The following is a 19,935-nucleotide window of genomic DNA, read 5'->3' as shown; positions in this document are numbered from 1 at the left end:
CGATTCACTGCGCCCTTGGCCATCTGCTCGCCCAGTTTTTCGGTGAGCTTTTGCATCTTGTCGGCAAACGCTTCGTCGTCGTCTTCCACTTCTTCCGCGCCCACGTAGCGGCCGGGGGTGAGCACATGGCCGTGCTGCGCGATTTCGGCCAGGGGCACGCTGCGGCAAAAGCCTTTCACGTCTTCATATGTCCCACAGCCCGGCTCACCACGCCAGGCGGCCACCACGGCTTCGATGCGGGCAATGGTGTCGTCCGTCAGCTCGGCCTGCACACGGCTGATCATGCGCCCCTGCTTGCGGGCGTCGATAAACAGCACTTCGCCCTTGCGCGTTTTCTGCTTGGCCAGGAACCACAGGCAAGCGGGGATTTGGGTGTTGAAAAACAACTGGCCGGGCAGGGCCACCATGACTTCCACCACGTCGGCATCGACCATGGCGGCGCGGATCACGCCTTCGTTGTTCTGGCTGCTGCTCATGCTGCCATTGGCCAGCACGATGCCTGCGCGGCCCGTGGGCTTCAAGTGGTGCAGCATGTGCTGCAACCAGGCGTAGTTGGCGTTGCCGTGGGGTGGGTCGCCATATTCCCAGCGCGGGTCGCCTTCCAGGCTGCCGTGCCACCAGTCGCTGATATTGAAGGGTGGGTTGGCCAGGATGTAGTCAGCCCGCAGGTCGGGGTGCTGGTTGCGGGTGAAGGTGTCGGCAGGCTCGCGGCCCAGGTTGTAGTCGATGCCGCGAATGGCCAGGTTCATGGCGGCCAGGCGCCAGGTGGTGGGGTTGCTTTCCTGGCCGTAGATGCTCACATCGCCCAGCTTGCCGCCGTGGGCTTCGATGAACTTCTCGCTTTGCACGAACATGCCGCCCGAGCCACAGCAGGGGTCGTACACCTTGCCCTCGTGCGGGCTCAAGATAGCCACCAGGGTTTTGACGATGCTGGCGGGGGTGTAGAACTGACCGCCCTTCTTGCCCTCAGCGCTGGCGAACTGGCCCAAAAAATACTCGTACACCTGGCCCAGCACGTCGCGCGCCACGGCGGGGTCGTCACCAAAGCCGATGGTGGAGACCAGATCAACCAGCTCGCCCAGCTTGCCATCGGGCAACTGAGCGCGGGCATAGCGTTTGTCGAGGATGCCTTTGAGTTTGGGGTTCTCGGCCTCAATGAGGGTCAGGGCGTCGTCAATGCGTTTACCAATGTCGGGCTGTTTGGCCGCGTTGCGCAGGGCTTCCCAGCGTGCGCCTTCGGGCACCCAGAAGACGTTGGCCTCTTTGTAGTAGTCGCGGTCTTCCAGTTCCGCCGCAATGTCGGCGGGGTCGGCATCGCCGTAGAAGTATTCGTCGTTCGGGTCGGCCAGGCGCTGCATCAACGTGGCGTGGTGTGCGGCGAAGGTGTCAGAGATGTATTTGACGAAGATGAGGCCGAGCACCAGGTGCTTGTATTCGGCAGCGTCCATGTTGGCGCGCAGCTTGTCGGCGGTGGCCCAAAGGGTTTTTTTGATGTCGTCGAGCATGGGGAAGAACAGGCACGGCCAGCGTCCCGAGAGACTCTGGCTTGATTTGTAACTGCATTCATCTTAGCGGCGATCCGCAGCCTCCCGGATGCCCAAGTTGCCTAGCCGGCAGCGTGGCGCCAACCAGCAGGTCCAAAGATGAGCCCGCAGGCAGCGCCAGCAGAGGCATTGCCCCTGTCAAAGGCCGTGGGAGAGTCCCGACAGGGGCTCACGCCGCCTGGTACGTCTTGCCAAACCGACCGATGATGACTTTGCGACCCTCGTCAATCTGGTTGTCTACAAAGTCCGCCCACCACTGCAACATATCGCGGCGCTGCTCCGCATATTGCGCCCGGTTGTAGACGCCACGGATACCTTTTTGCTCGTGCGCCAAGGACTTTTCAATCCAGTCTGAGTTGAAACCGGCTTCATGCAACAGGGTGGAAGCTGTGCGGCGGAAATCGTGGATCACAAAATCCCGCACATCCAGCTCCAAGGCACGCACGGCCACATTCAGGGTGGACTGAGAGATGGGCTGGTGCAAGCTGCTGCGGCTGGGAAACACCCATTCTGATCCGCCAGCCAGGCCCTTCAACTCTTCAAACATGGCCACGGCTTGGCGCGACAGGGGGACAAAGTGAGGCCGGTCTTTCTTCATGCGCTCCATCGGTATGCACCACTCGGCGTTTTCCAGATCCAGCTCTTCCCAGCGGGCATGCACCAACTCGGTCTTGCGCACCATGCACAAGATGAGCAGGTGCAGCGCCAGCTTGTGTGCACGCTTCATGCCGGACTGGTAAATCCCACGCAGCAAGCGCCCCACTTCCTCGGGGCTGAGGGCCACGTCCCGGCTGCGCGCCTGGGCGATGAACTTGGCCTCGATCGCTGCCGCAGGATTGAATTGCATCTTCTGCCGCGCAATCGCATAGGCAAAAAGGCGCTTCAACACATTGCGGGTTTGCAATGCCATTTGGTCGGCCCCGCGCGCCTTGATGCGGTCGGTGATGGCCAGCACATCCTCGACCGTCACGTCCGACACCTGCTGGGTCCCAATGGCCGGAATGATGTCCTTCTCCAGCACCCGCCGCACATTGCGCGGGTTGCTATTGGATGGTTCGGCAATCTCTGCAAACCAGCGCCACGCAAAGGCAGCCACCGAATCCTCTTGCTGGCGCTGCTCTTCTTTGGCACGGGCCTTTTCAGTCGTTTTCTGGCACCAGTGCTTCAGATAACTATCCGCCAACTCCTTGGCAGCAGGCGTGGCATCTGCAGACACCAGATCGCCCCGCTTGAGTGCCATCGGTGACACGCCCCGGGCCGCCAAGGCTTTGGATGCCTCCCGCCAAGCACGCGCATCCCCCAAGCTGTAGACCGGGTATTCACCCAGGGTCACTTTCTCCTGCTTGGCGCCACGCCCCCCCATGCGATAGCGCAAGCGCCATGTCTTTTGGCCACTGGGCAAGACCTCGACAAACAAGCCGCCTTCATCGGCTTCTTGGTACGACTTGTCGCGTGGTTTCAATGCTTTGAGCTTGGTGTCCGTCAGTGGCATGGGCGCAGTCTCCTCGAGGAGGTGTGCCCATGGGAAGCAAGGTGATTGCTTAAAAAATCATCAAGGGCACACCGACATATTTCTGATGGGCACACCATTCTCAAAATGGGCACACATCTGGGCACACATTCTGACGGATCCATGCGGAACATCCAAGAACAACCTGGATGAATATCAATGATTGATCAATGGGTTGCAGATCAGAAAACAGAACAATCCGGACCGTTGCGGAACCAAATTTATTTTCCGATGCAGAAGCTGGAGAAGATCACGCCTAGCAAATCATCCGATGTGAATTCGCCCGTGATGCTGTTCAGCGCCGTCTGCGCCAGGCGCAGTTCTTCGGCCAGGATGTCCAGCGCCGGGCCGGGCACGTTCAGCTGCGCGTGCGCTTCCTCAAGGTGGGCGCCCACGGCCTGCAGCGCCTCCACATGGCGCGCGCGGGCGATGTACAGGCCCTCGGCCGCCGACTGCCAGCCGGCCACCTGCAGCAGGCGCTGGCGCACGGCGTCCAGGCCGTCGCCGGTGCGCGCCGACAGGCTCAGGCTGGCCTCGCTGCCCTGGCGACCCGCCAAGGGCGCCAGCGGTTGCATCTGCGCGCCGGGTGCGGCCAGGTCGGTCTTGTTCCACAGGTCGATGACAGGAATGTTCGGCGCAATGCGCTCGGCCAGCGTGTGCGCAATCTCCAGATCGTCGGCCACGTAGCCGGCCTCGCCCATGCGCGAAAGGTCGTGCAGGAACAGCACGGCATCGGCGGCGGCGATCTCGTCCCAGGCGCGGGCAATGCCGATGCGCTCCACCTCGTCCTCGCTGTCGCGCAGGCCGGCGGTGTCGATCACGTGCAGCGGCACACCGTCGATCTGGATGGTCTGCTGCACCTTGTCGCGCGTGGTACCGGCGATCGGGGTGACGATGGCCAGCTCGGCCCCGGCCAGCGCGTTCAGCAGCGAGCTTTTGCCGGCATTGGGCTGGCCGGCAATCACCACCTTGATGCCTTCGCGCAGCAGCGCGCCCTGCTGGGTGCGGGCCAGCACCTGGCCCAGCTGGTCGCGCAGCGCGTCCAGCTGGCCATAGGCATCGGCCTTTTGCAGGAAGTCGATCTCTTCCTCGGGGAAGTCCAGCGTGGCCTCCACCAGCATGCGCAGGTGCACCAGGGCTTCGCGCAGTTCGCCGATCTCGCGCGAGAAGTCGCCCGACAGCGAGCGGCTGGCGCTGCGCGCCGCGGCCTCGGTGCTGGCGTCGATCAGGTCGGCAATCGCCTCGGCCTGGGCCAGGTCGATCTTGTCGTTCAGGAAGGCGCGCTCGGTGAACTCGCCGGGCTGGGCCAGGCGCAGGCCGGGCAGGACCGGGGCGCCGTCAGCCCCCGGCGCCTGTGCGGCCTCCAGGCAGCGCGCCAGCAGCAGCTGCAGCACCACGGAGCCGCCGTGGGCCTGCAGCTCCAGCACGTCCTCGCCGGTGTAGCTGTTCGGGCCGGGGAAGTACAGCGCCAGGCCATGGTCGATGGGCGCGCCCTTGGCGTCCTTGAAGGGCAGGTAGCTGGCCTCGCGCGGCTTCAGGTCCTTGCCCAGCAGGTGGCGCACCAGGGCGCCGATGGCCTTGCCGGAGACACGCACAATGCCGACGGCCCCGCGCCCGGGGGCGGTGGCGATGGCGACGATGGGATCGGAATGGCGGGCAAGCATGGCGTCACGTCCTCAGTGGGGGCGGTGCCCATGATAGCCAGGGGCACGCAAAACAGGCTTTCAAAACAGGAGCACACTGCGCTCGGCACTCAACGACTTTGCAGCCAATCGACTGTGAAACGCAGTCCTGGCGCGCGCAGTGCGCTCTTGTTTTAAAAACCAAAGGCCGCTTGCGCGGCCTTTGGGGGATGTCAGCGGGGCGGCTTACTTCATCTTGCCGGCGTCTGCGGGCGCCGACTTGAAGCTGGGCAGGTTGAACTGCGGGGGCACGCCCATGCGGGTGTTGATGACCCACTGCTGGGCGATCGACAGGATGTTGTTGGTCAGCCAGTACAGCACCAGGCCGGCCGGGAACATGAAGAACATGACGCTGAAGATCAGGGGCATGAACCACATCATCTTGGCCTGCATCGGATCGGGCGGCACGGGGTTCAGGGCCGTCTGCAGCAGCGAGGACAGGGTCATCAGCAGCGGCAGGATGAAGAAGGGGTCCTTGGCCGACAGGTCGGTGATCCACAAGATCCAGGGCGCGTGGCGGATTTCCACCGACGACAGCAGCACCCAGTACAGCGCGATGAACACGGGGATCTGGATCATGATGGGGAAGCAACCGCCCATGGGGTTGACCTTCTCCTCACGGTAGATGCGCATCATCTCCTGCTGCATCTGCTGCGGGTTGCCCTTCAGGCGCTCACGCATCTCCATGATCTTGGGGTTGATGGCCTTCATCTTGGCCATCGAGGCGTAGGCCTTGGCGTTCAACCAGTAGAACAGGATCTTCAGGAACAGCACCAGACCGACGATGGACCAGCCCCAGTTGCCCAGGATGCCGTGGATCTTGTCCAGCAGCCAGTACAGGGGCTTGGCCAGGATGGTCAGCCAGCCGTAGTCCTTGACCAGCTCCAGGCCGGGGGCCAGTGCTTCCAGGGTCTTTTCCAGCTGGGGGCCGGCGAACAGGCGCGCCTGCACGGTCTTGGTCTCGCCAGGTTGCAGCGTGCCCACGGGGGTGATCATGCCGGCGGCGTACAGGTTGTCGCCCACCTTGCGCGCGTAGTTATCGCGCTGGATGCCGTCACCCAGCAACCAGGCGCTGGCGAAGTAGTGCTGCACCATGGCCACGTAGCCGCTGGTGGAGGACTTCTCGAAGTCGAGCTTGTCCTTGTCGATGTTCTTGAACTCGACCTTCTGGTACTTGGCGGTGTCGGTGTAGATGGCCGGGCCGGTGAAGGTGGAGTAGAAGGCATTGCCGCCGTCCACCGCGTTGCCGTCACGCAGCAGCTGCAGGTACAGCTGGGGGGTGATGGCGGCCGTGCCGGCGTTCACCACCTCGTGCTGCACGCCGATGTCGTAGGCGCCGCGCTTGAGGGTGAAGGTCTTGACCAGCTTCACGCCGTCCTGCACGGGCGACTCGAAGCGCACCTGCAGCTCGTTCTGGCCGTCCTTGAGCGTGCGCTCGCCGGGCTGCACCGTCATCACGGTCTTGTGCGTGGGGTAGTTGCCGCCGATCAGGCCCGTCTGCGCCATATAGACGCGGCTGCTGCTCTCATCGAACAGCACGAAGGGCTGGCTGTGGTCGCCGTCGGCGGCGTACTTCAGCAGCTCGGCGTGCACCAGCGCACCGCCCTGGCCGTCAAAGGTCAGGCGCATCACGTCGGTGGTGACGGTGATCTTCTCGCGGGCCACCGGGGCGGCGTCCGCGCCACCGGGCACGTCGCTGGGCGACGCCGTCGCTGCAGCGGCCACGGCCGCAGGCACTTCCGCCGGCTTGCTCTCGGCAGGCGCGGTGGCCGTCACGGGCGTGGGGAAGAACGTGGCTTGCTTGCCGTTGTGGATTTGCCATTTGTCCCACAGCAAAACCATGGAAAAGCCAAATATCACCCACAAAATGGTGCGGCGAATGTCGTTCATGAAGACTTCTTTGGTGAGGAAGAGGAGGTCAAACCGGTAAACAGCTTGGGCGGGTGGTCGGGCACCGGATCATGCCCGCCATCACACCACGGATGGCAGCGTACCAGTCGCCGCAGTGTCAAATAAGTGCCGGCCGCTGCGCCATGCTGCTCTAACGCCTTCAAAGAGTAGGCGGAACAGGTCGGTTCAAAACGGCAGGCCGAGCCCAGCCACGGACTCAGGAAAAAGCGGTAGCCACGCACCAGGGCCATGAGCAGGGCGCGCACCATGGCTCAGCCCGCTTCCTGCACTGCGGCATCGGCCGCCGGCTCGGGCGTCTTGCGGCGCGTGGCGTGTGCCAGCAGTTGCTGCAGCTCCGCACGCACCGCCTGCTTCAGCGGCTCCGAGGTGGCGCTGATGAACTGCTTGCGGTCAAAGCCGGCACGCAGGCGCACCACATACGCCGCCGGCGGCAAGGCCTGCAGCTGCGCATCGAATTCGCTGGCCACGGCATAGATCTGTCGCTTGATGGTGTGCCGCGTCACCGAACGCTTGGCCCAGCGCTTGGGCACCAACGGGCTCAGCCACACCTGGGGTGCCGAGCACCCGGGCACGACAAACAGGGCCTGCGGTGCCTGCTCATAAAGCACGGCACCGGGCCCTGTTGGCACAGCGTCCTTGGCAACATCCGTAGCGCCCAGCACCAGGCGGTGCAAAGCAAAGTGCGGCGTCCGGGAAACGGTTCCCCCGGACAGCGTTGCCTGAAATTGGGGGCGCGTTTTGAGCCGTTGCATCACAACAGGCCCTGCCATGCAGCAGGGATTGGTGTCAGGCAGTCGGCCAAGCGTGCTTGCCTTAGACGGCCAGACGCTTGCGGCCCTTGGCGCGGCGTGCGTTGATCACGGCGCGGCCGCCCTTGGTCTTCATGCGGACCAGGAAACCGTGGGTGCGAGCGCGCTTGGTCTTGGAGGGTTGGTATGTACGCTTCATGTTCGTTCCTTGAGAAGGTTCAGTTTTTTACTGGCCCATGCATTCCTCATGAATGCACACTGCCCAAATTCCCCCAGCCAAGCACATCTGCAAGGCGCCTGCCAGGGGCAAGCGGCCGCAAATAAAAGCTTCGCGCGGGGCTTATCACCCTGAACACATTCAGGGAAACCCAAAATTATCTCAGTGTTAGCCACCTCTTGCAATGACCCTCTAAAGATGGTCCAAAATACGCCCCCGCACCAGACCGGTGCAAAAGTCGTCCGTGTTTGTGGATAACCGTTTGAAAAGCTACAATCACAGCCCCATCACCGTTCCTCCTATCCACAAAAAGCGCTCCGATTGAAATGACCGAGGAACCCACCAACGACGCCGGCCTGGGCCTGTGGCTGGCCTGCGTCGAGCAGCTCGGCCAGGACCTGCCCGAGCAACAGTTCAACACCTGGATCAAGCCCCTGACCGCGCACGTGGCGGAGGATTTCTCCAAGGTGACGGTGTATGTCGCCAACCGCTTCAAGCTGGACTGGATCCGCGCCCAGTACGCCGCGCGCATCGCGGGCCTGCTGGAAGACCTGTACGGTCAACCCGTGGCACTGGAGTTGGCACTCGCTCAGCGCGAAAGCGTGGTGCGCACGTATGTTCGCCCCTATGCCGGCGAGCGCAACACGCCCTCCGACAGCCCCAGCGCAGCGCCCACCTCCAGCCCCAGCGCGGAGGAACCGGCTTCGCCCGTCTTCCGCAACCGCCTCAATTCCGCCCTGACGTTCGAGACGCTGGTGGAAGGCACGGCCAACCGCATGGCCCGCTCGGCCGCCATGCACGTCGCCGCCTCGCCCGGCCACCTGTACAACCCGCTGTTCATCTATGGCGGTGTGGGTCTGGGTAAGACCCACCTGGTGCACGCTGTGGGCAACCAGTTGCTCAAAGACCGGCCCGACGCCAAAGTTCTCTACATCCACGCTGAACAATTTGTTTCAGATGTGGTCAAGGCATACCAGCGCCGCACCTTTGACGAGTTCAAGGAACGCTACCACTCGCTCGACCTTTTGTTGATCGATGACGTCCAGTTCTTCGCCAACAAGGACCGCACGCAGGAAGAGTTCTTCAACGCCTTCGAAGCCCTGCTGGCCAAGAAGAGCCACATCGTGATGACGTCCGACACCTACCCCAAGGGTCTGGCCAACATCCACGAGCGCCTGGTCTCGCGCTTCGACTCCGGCCTCACGGTGGCCATCGAGCCACCCGAGCTGGAAATGCGCGTGGCCATCCTGATCAACAAGGCCCGCGCCGAGAACGCCGAGATGCCCGAGGAAGTCGCCTTCTTCGTGGCCAAGAACGTGCGCTCCAACGTGCGTGAGCTGGAAGGCGCGCTGCGCAAGATCCTGGCGTACTCGCGCTTCAACCAGAAGGAAGTCTCCATCCAGCTGGCGCGCGAGGCGCTGCGCGATCTGCTGAGCATCCAGAACCGCCAGATCAGCGTGGAGAACATCCAGAAGACCGTGGCCGACTATTACAAGATCAAGGTCGCGGACATGTACAGCAAGAAGCGCCCGGCCAGCATTGCCCGTCCGCGCCAGATCGCCATGTACCTGGCCAAGGAGCTGACGCAAAAGAGCCTGCCCGAGATCGGCGAGCTGTTTGGCGGCCGCGACCACACCACGGTGCTGCACGCGGTGCGCAAGATTGCCGCCGAGCGCCAGCAGCTGACCGAGCTGAACCAGCAATTGCATGTGCTGGAGCAAACGCTCAAAGGCTGATGGAATTTTCCCTCGCCCAGCCCGGGCCTACCGGGCAAAATGAGGGGGTTTGGGTGGCCGCGAGAGGGAGGCTGCCCCATCCACAAGAGACCCGCATCCTGAAACACAGAGGTTGACATGATCGTCCTGAAAGCCACACAAGACAAAGTTCTCGCGGTCCTGCAATCGGTGTCCGGCATCGTTGAACGCCGCCACACCCTGCCCATTCTGGCGAACGTGCTGATCAAGAAGACCGGCAACGCCCTGCAGTTCACCACCAGCGACCTGGAAATCCAGATCCGCACCACGGCCGAACTCGGCGGTGACACCGGTGACTTTTCCACCACCATCGGTGCGCGCAAGCTGATCGATATCTTGAAGACCATGCCCGGCGACCAGACCGTGGGCCTGGAGTCGCAGCAAAGCAAGATGATCCTCAAGGGCGGCAAGAGCCGCTTCACGCTGCAGACCCTGCCGGCCGAGGACTTCCCGCTGGTGCAGGAGGCCGCCAACTTCGGCCCCGCCTTCAGCGTGCCGCAGAAGGTGCTCAAGGACCTGATGGGTCAGGTGTCGTTCGCCATGGCGGTGCAGGACATCCGCTACTACCTGAACGGTATCCTGTTCGTCGCCGAAGGCAACACGCTGAGCCTGGTGGCCACCGACGGCCACCGCCTGGCCTTTGCCAGCGCCGAGCTGGACGTGGACGTGGGCGAAAAGCAGGAAGTCATCCTGCCGCGGAAGACCGTGCTGGAGCTGCAGCGCCTGCTGTCCGACGTGGGCGGCGAGAACTCGCCCCGCATCGAGATGCAGTTCGCCAACAACCAGGCCAAGTTCACCTTTGGCGGCATGGAGTTCGTGACCAAGCTGGTCGAGGGCAAGTTCCCCGACTACAACCGCGTCATCCCGCGCAACCACCACAACAGCGTGACCCTGGGCCGCGCCCCGCTGCTGGCCTCGCTGCAGCGCACGGCCATCATGACCAGTGACAAGTTCAAGGGCGTGCGCCTGACCATCGAACCCGGCACGCTGCGCGTGGCGTCCAACAACGCCGACCAGGAAGAGGCGGTGGACGAGCTGGACATCGACTACGGCGGCGACACCATCGACATCGGCTTCAACGTGACCTACCTGCTGGACGTGCTGGCCAACATGTCGCAGGACATGGTCAAGATCGAGCTGGCCGACAGCAACAGCTCGGCCCTGGTCAGCATCCCCGGCAACGACAACTTCAAGTACGTCGTCATGCCCATGCGCATCTGATGCGCCCGTGGACCGGCGTGTTAGCCTGTCCATCCCAAAAAAGGAGCAGCTGGCGTATGCCAGCGCTTCTTTTTCAAATGATTTATTGGTAATTTCCAGGCAATACAAGCGCAAACAGCTCCTGTTATTGCAGCAGTAAGGCACCTTCATGACCGACGAGAACCAGCCAGAAAACCCCACCGCAGCACCCGCCAGCGCTCCCGCTGACAACGGCTACGGCGAAGGCGCCATCCAGATCCTGGAAGGCCTGGAGGCCGTGCGCAAGCGCCCCGGCATGTACATCGGCGACACCTCCGACGGCACCGGCCTGCACCACCTGGTGTTCGAGGTCGTGGACAACTCCATCGACGAAGCGCTGGCCGGCCACTGCGACGACATCCTGGTCACCATCCACGCCGACGGCTCGCTGTCCGTCATCGACAACGGCCGCGGTATCCCCACCGGCGTGAAGATGGACGACAAGCACGAGCCCAAGCGCTCGGCCGCCGAAATCGCGCTGACCGAGCTGCACGCCGGTGGCAAGTTCAACCAGAACAGCTACAAGGTCTCGGGCGGTCTGCACGGCGTGGGCGTGTCCTGCGTGAACGCGCTGTCCATCTGGCTCAAGCTGACCGTGCGCCGCGACGGCAAGGTGCACGAGATCGACTTCTCGCGCGGCTTTGTGCAAAACCGCCTGATCGAGGTGGTCGACGGCTTCGAGACCTCGCCCATGCGCGTCATTGGCGAGACCGACAAGCGCGGCACCAAGGTGCACTTCCTGCCCGACCAGGACATCTTCAAGGAAAACTTCGAGTTCCGTTACGAAATCCTGGCCAAACGCCTGCGCGAACTCTCGTTCCTGAACAACGGTGTGCGCATCCGCCTGAAGGACGAGCGCGATGGCAAGGAAGACGACTTCTCCGGCGCCGGCGGCGTGCAGGGCTTTGTCGGCTTCATCAACGCCAACAAGAAGGTGCTGCACCCCACCTCGTTCTACGCCACGGGCAGCCGCCCGGCCGACACCTACGGCGGCATTCCCGGCACCGAGATCGGTGTCGAGGTGGCCATGCAGTGGAACGACGGCTACAACGAACAGGTGCTGTGCTTCACCAACAACATCCCCCAGCGGGATGGCGGCACCCACCTGACCGGCCTGCGCGCGGCCATGACCCGCGTGATCGGCAAGTACATCGCCGACCACGAACTGGCCAAGAAGGCCAAGGTCGAAGTCAGCGGGGACGACATGCGCGAAGGCCTGTGCGCCGTGCTGAGCGTGAAGGTGCCCGAGCCCAAGTTCAGCAGCCAGACCAAGGACAAGCTGGTCAGCTCCGAAGTGCGTGCGCCGGTGGAAGACATCGTCGCCAAGACACTGACCGACTACCTGGAAGAGAACCCCAACGACGCCAAGATCCTGTGCGGCAAGATCATTGAGGCCGCCCGCGCCCGTGAAGCTGCGCGCAAGGCCCGTGAAATGACGCGCCGCAAGGGCGTGCTCGACGGCATGGGCCTGCCCGGCAAGCTGGCCGACTGCCAGGAAAAAGACCCCGCGCTGTGCGAAATCTACATCGTTGAGGGTGACTCCGCCGGTGGCTCCGCCAAGCAGGGCCGCGACCGCAAATTCCAGGCCATCCTGCCCCTGCGCGGCAAGATCCTGAACGTGGAAAAGGCCCGCTACGAAAAGCTGCTGTCCAGCCAGGAAATCATCACCCTGATCACCGCCCTGGGCACCGGCATTGGCAAGGTCAGCGCCGATTCAGGCAAGAGCAACTCGGACGACTACAACCCCGACAAGCTGCGCTACCACCGCATCATCATCATGACCGACGCGGACGTGGACGGCGCCCACATCCGCACGCTGCTGCTGACCTTTTTCTACCGCCAGATGCCCGAGCTGGTCGAGCGCGGCCACATCTACATCGCCCAGCCACCGCTGTACAAGGTCAAGAACGGCAAGGAAGAGCTGTACCTCAAGGATGGTCCGGCGCTGAACAAGTACCTGCTCAAGATCGCGCTGAACCACGCCAGCGTGCACACCGGCGGTGCCAACGCCCGCACCATCGAGGGCGAGGAACTGGCCAAGCTGGCCGACATGCACCTGGCCGCCGAGACCGTGATCGAGCGCCTGTCCAACTTCCTGGACCAGGAAGCCCTGCGCGCTATCGCCGACGGCGTGAAGATCAAGCTGGACACCCTGGAAGAGGCCCAGGCCTGCGCCCCCGTGCTGGAGGCCAAGCTGCGCGAGCTGACCACCACCGGCGTGCCCGCCGCCGTGACCGCCGAGATCGACCCCGTCAGCGAGAACCCGATCCTGCGCATCAGCCGCCACCACCACGGCAACATCAAGAGCTCCATCCTCACGCAGGACTTCGTGCGCAGCCACGACTACGCCGCCCTGTCGGCCGAGGCCGAAAGCTTTGCCGGCCTGCTGGCCGAAGGCGCCAAGGTCACGCGCGGCGAAGGCGAGAAGGCCAAGACCGAAAAGGTTGGCGACTTCCGCCAGGCCATGCAGTGGCTGATCAGCGAGGCCGAACGCACCACCGGCCGCCAGCGCTACAAGGGCCTGGGTGAAATGAACCCCGAGCAGCTGTGGGAAACCACCATGGACCCGAATGTGCGCAGCCTGCTGCAGGTGCAGATCGGCGACGCCATCGAAGCCGACCGCGTGTTCACCATGCTGATGGGCGACGAGGTCGAACCCCGCCGCAACTTCATCGAAGACAACGCCCTGCGGGCCGGCAACATCGACGTCTGATCTTGTCGAATGCCACCATTGTTGAAAACTTTGCCAAGTTGGTGAAAAACTTTTGACAAAGTTGATGAAAAAAATAGCCCGGAGCAATCCGGGCTATTTTTTTACTCGAAATGAAGTCTATGGCTGCTATGCAGCGACTCGCGACTTTCAATCCCCTCCACCCAGCGTCAGCTCCACACCTCATACCTGCCATTCCCCAAACTTGCAGCATCTGCATACAGGCCCGAGTCATGCTTCCAACTGCCATACACCCCTAAATTACGGGTGCTCCCAGCAAGACACACATCCTGAACGTTCTGCATAGATTGGTCGATGGCAGACCCGCTCCGGCTCCGGTCACTTCCCCCCAAGCCTTGCGCCTGGTGGTGGAACCCATGGCCAATGTGCTGCGCTATGACCAGTTGAGGGAGGTGCGCCATGCGACATGACCCAGCTATTGCGGCCATCGTCATCATGTTGCGAGAGCTCAAGATGCATGGGATGGCTCAGGCGGTCAATGAACTGGCTGAACAAGGGGCCCCAGCGTTTGACGCTGCGCAGCCCATCCTGTCGCAGTTGCTCAAGGCCGAGACTGCCGAACGGGAGGTACGCTCGGTGGCCTATCAGCTCAAGGTGGCAAGGTTCCCAGCCTATCGAGACCTGACGGGCTTCAACTTCAGCCACAGCGAGGTCAATGAAGCCTTGGTTCGGCAGTTGCACCGCTGTGAGTTCCTAGAAGATGCCAACAACGTGGTTCTCGTGGGCGGACCGGGAACGGGTAAGACCCACATTGCCACAGCCCTGGGCGTGCAAGCGATTGAACATCACCACCGCAGGGTGCGGTTCTTCTCAACGGTGGAGTTGGTCAACGCATTGGAGGAAGAGAAGGCTCAGGGCAAGGCGGGACAGCTCGCTCACCGGCTGGCGTATGCCGACCTGGTGATTCTGGATGAGCTGGGTTACCTGCCATTCAGTGCCTCTGGCGGGGCACTTCTGTTCCATCTGCTGTCCAAACTCTACGAACGCACCAGCGTCGTGATCACCACCAACCTGAGCTTCAGTGAATGGGCCAGCGTGTTCGGGGACGCAAAGATGACCACGGCACTGCTGGACCGACTCACCCATCACTGCCATATTCTTGAAACCGGCAACGACAGCTACCGATTCAAGAACAGTTCTGCCCAGCAACCCCAATCTAAAAAGGAAAGGAACACCAAGAACTTATCCACAACGTGAGCTTCAAGTTCACGCAACAGGGTGGGTCAGATCGAGATGGAATTGGTGGGTTCAGATTGCATGGAAATCAACACCGTACCGCTTGGCCTCCTGAGCCAGCATGGCAATTTCATCTTCAGCGAATGGCGACATCTCAGCGGGAATACCAGCGATGTACTCACCAGACAAGTTGATTTTCAGATGGTCAACACCGTACTTAATGAAAGTTCGCACCGAGCGACGAATCTCCTCAGGACCACTGCATACGCTAACCACAGCCCTGTCACAGTGACGGGGATACCACGCTTGAAGTCCCCTCGAATTCCTGCACCAGTTAGATGAGCATGCAGGCCCGATGGGCTGAGCGGGCCAACATTCTCAGACTGCTTCTGGAAACACTGGTCGATTCAGGTCAATTTACAGGTATCGGGCGCTCTCTTAGAACCATGCGTTCGTTCTTGCTGTTGTACTGCACGTATTCCTGACGGCCATTGCGGCATCGGACAAAGGCGTTATCAAGCACCCCGCCCGACTCTTTCAAGCATTCATCTTTCGACTTCGCACGTATTGTTTCCCACTGTGGTTGAGAGTCACGAATAGTGTCTGTAACACCCACACCAAACTGCCCAGCTACTCGACCAACGCTTCGAGCTACTTCAGACTGGGCAAAGGCGACAGAGCTAAACATTAAACAGGCAATTGCTAAGAGCTTCATCTGGACTCCATGCTTGTAATGAAGTCGATTGTATTGATTGCCCTGCAAAGCTCAATTACGAAACTACAACTGAATTGACTAGCATTTCGTAGATAGACTGCTTTGGGTCGTTTGCTTCTGCTTAGCACCTCAACTCCGAGATTGCCTCTGTGCAATGTCTGCTTTGTGAGCATCAGCAATCACTGGTATTTCGTAGCGGAACGACTGCAGTCAGCATGGGGACAAATCGGTCAAGGGGGTGCACTTGGCCGCTAGCAGCCGTCCAATTTCACATGCAATTTCAGAATTCTGTCCAGCTAGACAAAACATGTTGTCCACGAATTGCGGGATTCAGCACTCTAGAAGTCCTGCGCTAAAACTTCCGCTCAACGCCCCTTCCGGGGGGTTAACAAAAAATAATGTGACTAAAAAAGGACTTTAGGGCAGACTTCAACACGAAAGTGCTCTATTCAAGTCCAAAAAGCGGAATCAGGTCAGCGCCCACTCTTTGTGGGTGGCATCTGTTTTTTTTATTTTTTAAATCAAGCACTTAAGAATTCGCTTGGTTTTTTTCGCAATGCTTAAAGACAATCTTTCGCACCGCCGAAGAAAAGTTTGCGTAACCCTTTGATTTTAATGATGCTTGTTTCGCACCTTATGGTGCTCTCTACATGTAGGTGTACGTAATAAGTGGGATTTTGGTAAGTAAAAGCTGGGATTTTTATGAGTACAGGAATCGAATAGTCAGTTCCTATCAATCCTTGTCACACTGAAAAAAAAGCCGCTTAAAGCGGCTTTTTTGTTTTCTCTGGGACCTACTCAGTAGGCATTTTTTGGGGAACGGTGCTGACCACAGTCAACTCGCAAAAATCAACCAGATATCATCTTTGCTAGTCGTCACTGCTTTCTATCTAGTTTGAAAGTCGCACATGTACTTCAACGTAAAGCGGTTCAGTTAACGGTAGTAGAGATATAGGCAAGCCTTACGGCTTCTGATATGCAACTTGATGCGTTCCTGAATGCAGTGCGATGGGGAGCCGTGTCGCAGACCGACACCAGCACCCTACAGGCCCCCTTCCGTGCAGGCATAGAAATCGAGGACTACCAGCTCGACCCGCTGGCCCGTGCCATCCAGATGCCTCGGGTCAACCTGCTCATCGCCGACGACGTCGGTTTGGGCAAGACCATCGAGAGCGGATTGGTGGTCCAAGAACTGATGCTGCGCCACCGTATCCGGTCGGTGCTCATCGTGTGTCCGTCGGGCCTGCAGATTCAGTGGCGCGAGCAGATGCGCGACAAGTTCGGCCTGGACTTCCGCATCGTCGACAGCGAGGCCATGAAGCAGCTTCGGCGCAGCCGCGGCCTGCACGTGAACCCATGGAGCCACTACCCGCGGCTCATCACATCCATCGACTTCTTGAAGCGCGAGCGGCCGCTGCGGCTGATGCGCGAGGTGCTATACGTCACCAAGGGCAGGCAACGGCTTCAAGATGTGGAATCCACAAGACCGCTCCTTCCTTGTCTTATGCCAAGAATACGTTGGCTTTCGAGAAGCGGAGTACAGCCAGCTACGCGATGCTTTACAACGGCGAGTCCGCTGATACCTGCCCCCCCAATCTCAACCTGCCTCGGCAGGTTTTTTTGTGCCTATTTGGCTCTATCTCCAGTAAAAGCCAACGGTATAGGCAAGCAAGACTGTTTGCCGCATAATTTCAGCCAAGAACCAACTCCCCCACGGACTAACGTCTCTTATCTGAGGCGTTACGTTTGTTGTACCTAGACTTCAATGGGGTTGCTAGCCTAACTAAGGAAGTTTTCGCGGACCTTCTTCAGTCGTGGAATTTTGTCCCAGCTTTTACATGCAATTTGTCCCACGTTATGGGCACAAAGAAGCTGCAAGCTGTTGATTTCAAAGGCTCAGAAATCTCATTTATTTCGCACGCCTACATCTCCAAAATCAGAGCTGTCTGCGCAAGTAGTACAAGGCTTGGAGCCCAAAAGGCTTCAAGCCTTTTTTCTTGGCCTGCCGCTGCTCCAGGGCTGGTGGGCGACGCCGTCGCACTCGCCGCAACTTCATCGAAGCCAACGCGCCACGCAGCCGCTGCAATTGGCACGCAATCTGCTTTAACTCCGCATCTTGTATACATCTGGGTATTCATCATGCTGATTGGCACATTCGACGATTGGAAGCACGCCTACCACGGTGGCGCAGCGCCGGCTGCGCTGCTGGAGCAGCAGCGCCAGGCCTTGCAGGCCGATGACACGGCGTGGATCAGCATTGCCACGGAGGCACAGCTGCAGGCGCAGCTGCAGCAACTGCAGGCCCTGGAACATGCCGTGGGCCGCGACCAGTTGCCGCTGTACGGCATCCCGTTTGCCGCCAAGGACAACATCGATGTGGCCGGCTTCACCACCACCGCCGCCTGCCCGGCGTTTGCCTATGTGGCGGCGCAGGATGCCGTGGCCGTGCAGCGGCTGAGGCAGGCCGGCGCCATCGTGCTGGGCAAGACCAATCTGGACCAGTTCGCCACCGGCCTGGTGGGCGTACGCTCGCCCTATGGGGCCGTGCCCAACACCTTTGATCCCGCGCTGGTCTCGGGCGGCTCCAGCTCGGGCTCGGCCTCGGTGGTGGCGCGCGGGCTGGTGCCGTTTGCCCTGTCCACGGACACGGCCGGTTCGGGCCGCGTGCCCGCGGGCTTCAACCAGATCGTGGGGCTCAAGCCCACACCCGGTGCCGTCAGTGGCACCGGTTTGGTGCCCGCCTGCCGCACGCTGGATTGCATCGGCGTGCTGGCCCTGAATGTGGCCGACAGCGCCCTGGCACTGTCCATCATGGAAGGGCCCGACGCGCAGGATGCCTACTCGCAGGCGCGGCCCGCCATCCCCGCGCACCGACCGCTGGCGCAGCTGCGGGTGGCGATCCCGGGCGGGCGCCAACTGGCCGCCGATTACGAGGCCGCCTTCACCCAGTTTGCGCAGCGGCTGCAGCCCCAGGTGGCCAGCGTGCAGACACTGGCCTTCGACACCTTGTTCGAGGTGGCCCAGCTGCTGTACTACGGCCCCTGGGTGGCCGAGCGGGTGGTGGGTGCGCGCCGCCTGTACGAGCAGCAGCCCGAGGCCTTGCTGCCCGTGATCCGCCAGGTGCTGGACGTGCACCAGCGCTTCAATGCCGTGGACACCTTTGCCGCGCAGTACCAGCTGCAGACGCTGCAGCGCGAGGCGGAAAAGATCTGGCAGGACTGCGACGTGCTGTGCGTGCCCACGGCGCCGCGCCACCCCAGCATGGCCGATCTGCAGGCCGAACCCGTGGCCGCCAATTCCGAGCTGGGCACGTACACCAACTTCGTGAATCTGCTGGGCTGGTCGGCCATCGCCATTCCGGCCGCGCAACTGCCCAGCGGGCTGCCGTTCGGCATCACCCTGATTGCACCGGCCTGGCGCGAGCCCGATCTGGTGCGCTGGGCCCAGGCCCTGGAAGCCCAGACCCCACTCACCGCCGGCGCCACGGGCCTGCCCGTGCGCACCCTGGGCGCGCTGCCCCGCTGGCACGTGCCCACGCAGGGCGAGACAATTGCGCTGACCGTGGTCGGCGCCCACCTGCGCGGCATGCCGCTGAACCACGAACTGCTGGCCTGCGGGGCACGCTTCCGTGAAGCCACGCACACGGCGCCCCACTACCGCCTGTATGCGCTGGCCGGCACGGTGCCCGCCAAGCCCGGCCTGGCCCGGGCCGAGGACGGGGCCGCGATCGCCGTGGAGGTCTGGGACATGCCCGTCGCCAACCTGGGGCGCTTTGTGGCCGGTGTGCCCGCACCACTGGGCATTGGCACGGTCACGCTGCAGGATGGCCGCCACGTCAAGGGCTTCATCTGCGAAGGCGTGGCCCTGGGTAATGCCCAGGACATCACGCATTTCGGGGGCTGGCGCGCGTATTGCATGGCGGCGTAACACCCTGGTGCAGGGCGTGCACCTGAATCAGGCACGCCCTGCACCCGATACAACCGCATCCCCCCATTTCCGCAGGAGACGCCCGTGGCGCCCACCAGCCTTGCCAACATGGCCTACGACAAGCTGCGACAGGCTTTCGACAATTTTCAGTACGTGCCCGGAGACCGCTTCAGCGAAAGCGAAATCGGTGCCCAGCTGGGCATAAGCCGCACCCCCGTGCGCGAGGCCCTGGTGCGCCTGCAGCGCGAAGGCTATATCTCGGTCATGCCCAAGATGGGCTGGGTGGTCAACAGCATCGATTTCGCGGTGTTCGAGCAGCTGTACGACGTGCGCGCCGTGCTGGAGTGCGCGGCCGTGGACCTGCTGGTGGTGGCCCCAGACCTGGAGCAGCGCCTGGCCGCGCTGTGCGCGCTGTGGTGCGTGCCGCTGCAGGAGCGCCTGACGGACCAGCACGCGGTGTCGCACATCGATGAGCGCTTCCACATCGACCTGATGGAGGCCAGCGGCAACCTGGAGATGGCGCGCATCCACCGCGACATCACGGACCGCATCCGCATCGTGCGGCGCCTGGAATTCACGCGCAACTACCGCATCGACGTCACCTACGACGAGCACAGCCGCATCCTGCGCGCGCTGCTGCAGCACGACGGGCTGCAGGCCAAGGTGCTGCTGCAAAAGCACATCCGCGTCAGCCGCGACGAGGTGAAGAACATCACCTTGCACACCCTGCAAAATGCCAAGCCAAAAAGGCTGGAAGCGGCCGCCTGACCTGCGCGGACA

14 protein-coding genes and 3 pseudogenes are annotated in these 19,935 nt (G+C 61.8%); 8 read left to right on the top strand and 9 right to left on the bottom strand.

What is annotated here, in order from left to right; genetic code table 11:
* The 7 genes and pseudogenes from CA2_RS02185 to rpmH form a co-directional block, all read right to left on the bottom strand.
* On the bottom strand, positions 1-1,505 hold a 1,505-nt coding region (locus CA2_RS02185; protein WP_042412111.1), incomplete at its 3' end, for a class I SAM-dependent DNA methyltransferase.
* A gap of 208 nt (positions 1,506-1,713) precedes the next feature.
* Positions 1,714-3,036 (bottom strand): tyrosine-type recombinase/integrase, encoded by a 1,323-nt coding sequence (locus CA2_RS02180; protein ID WP_042412110.1) that lies wholly within the window; start codon positions 3,034-3,036, stop codon positions 1,714-1,716.
* A gap of 239 nt (positions 3,037-3,275) precedes the next feature.
* Positions 3,276-4,718 (bottom strand): tRNA uridine-5-carboxymethylaminomethyl(34) synthesis GTPase MnmE, encoded by a 1,443-nt coding sequence (gene mnmE, locus CA2_RS02175; RefSeq protein ID WP_042412109.1) that lies wholly within the window; start codon positions 4,716-4,718, stop codon positions 3,276-3,278.
* A 204-nt stretch (positions 4,719-4,922) separates the two neighbouring features.
* Positions 4,923-6,626: a membrane protein insertase YidC gene (gene yidC, locus CA2_RS02170; RefSeq protein ID WP_042412107.1), complete on the bottom strand. Its 1,704-nt coding sequence runs from the start codon at positions 6,624-6,626 to the stop codon at positions 4,923-4,925.
* Complete coding sequence (gene yidD / locus CA2_RS17430; RefSeq protein ID WP_081770599.1) at positions 6,623-6,895, bottom strand: membrane protein insertion efficiency factor YidD; 273 nt, start codon at positions 6,893-6,895, stop codon at positions 6,623-6,625. Before yidD ends, yidC begins: the two co-directional genes overlap by 4 nt.
* Positions 6,813-7,399, bottom strand: a pseudogene (locus CA2_RS02165) (ribonuclease P protein component). The gene yidD and the pseudogene CA2_RS02165 overlap by 83 nt, the downstream one beginning before the upstream one ends.
* A 61-nt stretch (positions 7,400-7,460) precedes the next feature.
* Positions 7,461-7,595: a 50S ribosomal protein L34 gene (gene rpmH / locus CA2_RS02160; protein WP_042412105.1), complete on the bottom strand. Its 135-nt coding sequence runs from the start codon at positions 7,593-7,595 to the stop codon at positions 7,461-7,463.
* A gap of 344 nt (positions 7,596-7,939) precedes the next feature.
* Here rpmH and dnaA point away from each other — a divergent pair, with 344 nt between their 5' ends.
* From dnaA to istB, 5 genes and pseudogenes are all read left to right on the top strand, one after another.
* Complete coding sequence (gene dnaA / locus CA2_RS02155; protein ID WP_042412104.1) at positions 7,940-9,349, top strand: chromosomal replication initiator protein DnaA; 1,410 nt, start codon at positions 7,940-7,942, stop codon at positions 9,347-9,349.
* A gap of 117 nt (positions 9,350-9,466) precedes the next feature.
* Entirely contained in the window at positions 9,467-10,588 is a 1,122-nt protein-coding gene (gene dnaN / locus CA2_RS02150; RefSeq protein WP_042412102.1) for a DNA polymerase III subunit beta, read from the top strand.
* 148 nt (positions 10,589-10,736) lie between these two features.
* The gene (gyrB, locus tag CA2_RS02145; RefSeq protein ID WP_042412100.1) at positions 10,737-13,319 is read left to right on the top strand and encodes a DNA topoisomerase (ATP-hydrolyzing) subunit B; all 2,583 of its coding nucleotides are present in this window, start codon (positions 10,737-10,739) and stop codon (positions 13,317-13,319) included.
* A 263-nt stretch (positions 13,320-13,582) separates the two neighbouring features.
* Positions 13,583-13,747: pseudogene (locus CA2_RS17890) on the top strand (IS21 family transposase); the annotation flags it as partial.
* Positions 13,737-14,534: an IS21-like element helper ATPase IstB gene (gene istB, locus CA2_RS02140; protein ID WP_042412099.1), complete on the top strand. Its 798-nt coding sequence runs from the start codon at positions 13,737-13,739 to the stop codon at positions 14,532-14,534. The pseudogene CA2_RS17890 and the gene istB, both read left to right, overlap by 11 nt.
* 72 nt (positions 14,535-14,606) lie before the next feature.
* Here istB and CA2_RS17425 read toward each other — a convergent pair.
* Positions 14,607-14,783 (bottom strand): annotated as a pseudogene (locus CA2_RS17425) (amidohydrolase family protein); the annotation flags it as partial.
* A 142-nt stretch (positions 14,784-14,925) separates the two neighbouring features.
* A complete protein-coding gene (locus CA2_RS17885) occupies positions 14,926-15,276 on the bottom strand; it encodes a hypothetical protein (RefSeq protein ID WP_217997618.1) in 351 nt (116 codons plus the stop codon).
* Positions 15,277-16,204: 928 nt separating this feature from the next.
* Between CA2_RS17885 and CA2_RS18795 the strand changes: the two genes are divergently transcribed.
* The 3 genes from CA2_RS18795 to CA2_RS02125 all read left to right on the top strand — a co-directional run bounded on the left by CA2_RS18795 (position 16,205) and on the right by CA2_RS02125 (position 19,923).
* A complete protein-coding gene (locus CA2_RS18795) occupies positions 16,205-16,987 on the top strand; it encodes an SNF2-related protein (protein WP_217997617.1) in 783 nt (260 codons plus the stop codon).
* Positions 16,988-17,367: 380 nt separating this feature from the next.
* Entirely contained in the window at positions 17,368-19,155 is a 1,788-nt protein-coding gene (gene atzF / locus CA2_RS02130) for an allophanate hydrolase (protein ID WP_042412093.1), read from the top strand.
* Between the two features lie 84 nt (positions 19,156-19,239).
* Positions 19,240-19,923, top strand: coding sequence for a GntR family transcriptional regulator (locus CA2_RS02125; protein ID WP_042412091.1), 684 nt, complete (start codon positions 19,240-19,242; stop codon positions 19,921-19,923).
* Positions 19,924-19,935 lie beyond the last annotated feature (12 nt).

It is taken from the genome of Comamonas aquatica NBRC 14918 (assembly GCF_000739875.1).
GTDB classification, from domain to species: domain Bacteria; phylum Pseudomonadota; class Gammaproteobacteria; order Burkholderiales; family Burkholderiaceae_C; genus Comamonas; species Comamonas aquatica.
The sequence above is the reverse complement of the archived record's forward strand: the minus strand, read 5'-3'. Positions and strand labels throughout refer to the sequence as shown.

Bases quoted from the DNA above. Each gene is read 5' to 3' on its own strand.
- dnaA (WP_042412104.1), top strand. From the start codon at position 7,940: ATGACCGAGGAACCCACCAACGACGCCGGCCTGGGCCTGTGGCTGGCC.
- istB (WP_042412099.1), top strand. From the start codon at position 13,737: ATGCGACATGACCCAGCTATTGCGGCCATCGTCATCATGTTGCGAGAG.
- gyrB (WP_042412100.1), top strand. From the start codon at position 10,737: ATGACCGACGAGAACCAGCCAGAAAACCCCACCGCAGCACCCGCCAGC.
- CA2_RS02180 (WP_042412110.1), bottom strand. From the start codon at position 3,036: ATGCCACTGACGGACACCAAGCTCAAAGCATTGAAACCACGCGACAAG.
- CA2_RS18795 (WP_217997617.1), top strand. From the start codon at position 16,205: ATGCAACTTGATGCGTTCCTGAATGCAGTGCGATGGGGAGCCGTGTCG.
- dnaN (WP_042412102.1), top strand. From the start codon at position 9,467: ATGATCGTCCTGAAAGCCACACAAGACAAAGTTCTCGCGGTCCTGCAA.
- rpmH (WP_042412105.1), bottom strand. From the start codon at position 7,595: ATGAAGCGTACATACCAACCCTCCAAGACCAAGCGCGCTCGCACCCAC.
- mnmE (WP_042412109.1), bottom strand. From the start codon at position 4,718: ATGCTTGCCCGCCATTCCGATCCCATCGTCGCCATCGCCACCGCCCCC.
- yidC (WP_042412107.1), bottom strand. From the start codon at position 6,626: ATGAACGACATTCGCCGCACCATTTTGTGGGTGATATTTGGCTTTTCC.
- atzF (WP_042412093.1), top strand. From the start codon at position 17,368: ATGCTGATTGGCACATTCGACGATTGGAAGCACGCCTACCACGGTGGC.
- yidD (WP_081770599.1), bottom strand. From the start codon at position 6,895: ATGGTGCGCGCCCTGCTCATGGCCCTGGTGCGTGGCTACCGCTTTTTC.